Source organism: Daejeonella sp., assembly GCF_044232565.1.
Lineage (GTDB): Bacteria > Bacteroidota > Bacteroidia > Sphingobacteriales > Sphingobacteriaceae > Daejeonella.
Map to the genome: position 1 here is coordinate 1 of NZ_JBIILQ010000270.1, position 3439 is coordinate 3439.

The window sequence follows — 3439 nt, forward strand, 5'->3', positions numbered from 1 at the left end:
GAAGAGGAACGCCACCATATAATTGTACCAATTGGAAATAGGCCCAGGCTCTTAAAAAATAGGCTTCGCCTAAAATTCTGTTTTTAAGATCTGCGTCTAAGTTTGCCATCTTTGCCACATTTTCTAAAACGTTATTTGCTCTAGCAATCATCACATAGCAACCCGCCCAAGGCCGATCATAGCCCCAATAAGCTTGTGGATTACCTGATCCTGTACTTCCTAAGTACCAATCTGCTCCAGATACATGGTCGTCATCTAAAATGGTTAAGTTCCAGAAAGGCTGTATAAACAAATCATAGGTGTATAATTCATTATAGACCCCATTGATAGCTGCTTTTGCATCATTTTCATTTTTATAAAAATTCTCTGGAGAATAAAAAGAATAAGAGGTTTCTTCTAATTGTTTTTCGCAAGAATTAAAACCAATTAAACAAAGACAACCAATTAATGTCGTAAAATATTTTGAAATCACTTTCATAGTATATTTTTAAAATAAGATTAAAAATTGCAACGTAAAGAAAGATTGTAGGTCCTTGAGTTTGGATAACCCCCAAGGTCTACACCAAATAATGCTGGATTATCTCCATAACTATTAATCTCAGGATCAAAGCCAGAATAGTTGGTAAACGTATAAAGATTATTTACCCCTAATGATGCCTTAATTGCTGATATTGATTTAGTTTTAACAGGTATATCATAGCTAAGGGTAACGTTCTTTATTCTTACAAAACTTCCATCCTCCACAAACCTGCGTGAAAATAATAAGTTCCTGAATGACTGACGTATTACTTTGGGACCTGTTGCATTGCTGTTATCTTTATCTGCAGCCCATGCACCATCAAGCATTTCTTGTGTAATGTTTTTATTTGTTCCCAAATTTCCATTAAATCTAGTATTCATATTGATAATGTCATTCCCTTGTACACCATTAACAAATACACTTAACTCAACGCGTTTATATTTGAAATTATTAGAGAATCCAAAGGTGTAATCTGGATTTACATCTCCTATAAAAGTTCGGTCACTTTGTGAAATAGAAGAGTTATCACTATCGAAGTTCCTATATTTTATTTCACCAATAGCTCTCAAAATAAGTGCGCTAGATTGACCGTTGAATGCGGGATCACTTCTAACATCAGCTTCATTTCTGTAATAACCATCCTCAACATAGCCAAATAAAGCACCAATTGGTTGGCCAACTGTTTGAATAAATGGAGCATCACCGGTTGAAATGTTTCTACCGTATTGTTCTGTAACATCTGGGCTAAGACTTAAAATCTTATTCCTATTAAATGAAATGTTGAAATTAGAATTCCACTCAAAAGCTTTATTTTTTATAATTACGCCACTTAAAGTTGCTTCTAAACCCTTGTTCTGAACTGATCCAGAGTTAACCAATTTAGTTTGAAAACCACTTGAAGAAGGAATGATTAAGTTTTGCAACAAATTGTCAGTAGTTTTTTGGTAAAGGTCTACAGTTAAGTTTATCCTGTTCTTAAACATCCCTAAGTCTAAACCTAAATTATAAGCCGTTGTAGTTTCCCATTTTAATTTTTCATTTGCGGGACCAGCATACAAATCATTTGCTAAACCAGTTTGTACGACTCCGCCAAAAGGATAATTGTAGACACTTAATTTAGCTAAGGAAGCATAAGATCCAATACCTTGATTACCTGTTTGACCATAACTTAAACGGAGTTTCAAGTCACTGATAGATTCCATCTTTTTCATGAAATTTTCACTGGATATTTTCCATGCAAGTGCTGCTGAAGAAAAGCCAGCCCATTTATTGTCTTTACCAAACTTGCTAGATCCATCCTGACGATGAGATAAAGTGAAGAAATAGCGATCGTTATAATTATAGTTGGCACGACTTAAAAATGAAATTAGTGTAGATTGGAAGCGTGAAGTAATCACTGGCAATATTACTTCTCCTGCAGCTAAGTTTTCATTTTGCAAAGCATCATTAGGAAATGTTCTTGCTTCTGCTCTTTTTGATTGCCCAGATGTGCGTTCAAAAGTACTTGCACCAACCACATTTAAGCTGTGTTTGTTAAACTGTTTTTTAAAGCTTAATAAACTTTCTGAAACACCACTATTCCATATATTATCCGATTTTAAACCAGAACCTCTTACCGAAAAACCTTCATATACGCTTCTTGGATAATATTGATCTCTAGCATTGGAAGAATAACTGAATCCAATATTCTGTCTGAATTTAAAATTCTTTAAGAATGAAGCTTCAACATAACTTGAAGAAAAAATATTTAATCCTTTTACCTTGTTCAATACTGAGTTTACATAAACATATGGATTAGTGATAAAAGCCTCTCCTACACCATCGTAATCAATTGCATCTCTTACTGTTGATGGGAAAGTTAATGCAGAGCGTATCACTCCAGCACTTGCTGCATCCGATTTATCAGAACCCGTTTTTACCCCATTGGTAGTGGTATTAGCAAATGTGGTGCTTGTTCCAGCTTTAAAAGTTTTACTTAAGTTTCTATTTAAATTTAAACTCAAGCCAAATCTGTTATAATCTGAGTTAGAGATGGTACCTTCTTGGTCTAAATAACTGAATGTTAAACTATGACTACCCGCATCATTTCCTCCAGAGATATTTACTGAAAGATTTTGATATAAGCCACGACGGAAAATCTGATCTTGCCAATTGTTTTTGTCTCCAATAAAATCTTGTGGACCATTAGCGTAATAGGTGTTGCCTGGGTTTAAGGGATCTGGAAGATTAGTTCCTGGATAAGGAAGACTATAGCTAGTTCCTGTATACTTATTAGAATTTTGATATGCCAAATTTTGATATTCAGCATATTCTGATGCATTCAGAACATCAAGTCTTTTAGAAACCTCAGCTTGACCAAAGATGAAATTTGTTTCGATTTTATCTTTACCAGTTTTGCCTTTTCTAGTTGTAATTAAAACTACACCATTTGCACCACGAGAACCATAAATTGCAGTGGCAGATGCATCTTTAAGAACATCGATACTTTCTATATCACTAGGATTTAAAAATGACATTGCATTCAAAGTTTGCTTTTCGTCTTCGCCAATTGATAAAGGAGTTGAACCACTGCTGTTATTGTTAAATGGAACACCATCTATAACATATAAAGGTTCTGTACCCCCTAAAAAGGAGTTAGAACCTCTAATTCTAATACTTAATCCGGCACCTGGCGCACCGTCATTCTGCGTAACGTTCACTCCGGAAATTTTTCCTTGCAAAGACTGTAAAATATTAACGGGAGCATCTTTTATAAGGTCCTCTCGTGTAATTCTGGATACAGAGCCGGTTAAGTCAGATTTATTAACTGTGCCGTAACCAATCACTATAACATCAGACAGAGTGGTAATTTGCATTTTCAAACTAACCTGAAATGATAATTTATTACCAATAGGAACTTCTTGCTCCTCCATACCTAAA

2 protein-coding genes are annotated in these 3439 nt (G+C 34.7%); both read right to left on the bottom strand.

The features are described from left to right. Positions 1–478 (bottom strand): RagB/SusD family nutrient uptake outer membrane protein (locus ACILQF_RS11825; protein WP_395627609.1); only part of this gene is annotated, 478 nt, incomplete at its 3' end. Between the two features lie 20 nt (positions 479–498). Further along, positions 499–3439 (bottom strand): SusC/RagA family TonB-linked outer membrane protein (locus ACILQF_RS11830; protein WP_395627610.1); only part of this gene is annotated, 2941 nt, incomplete at its 5' end.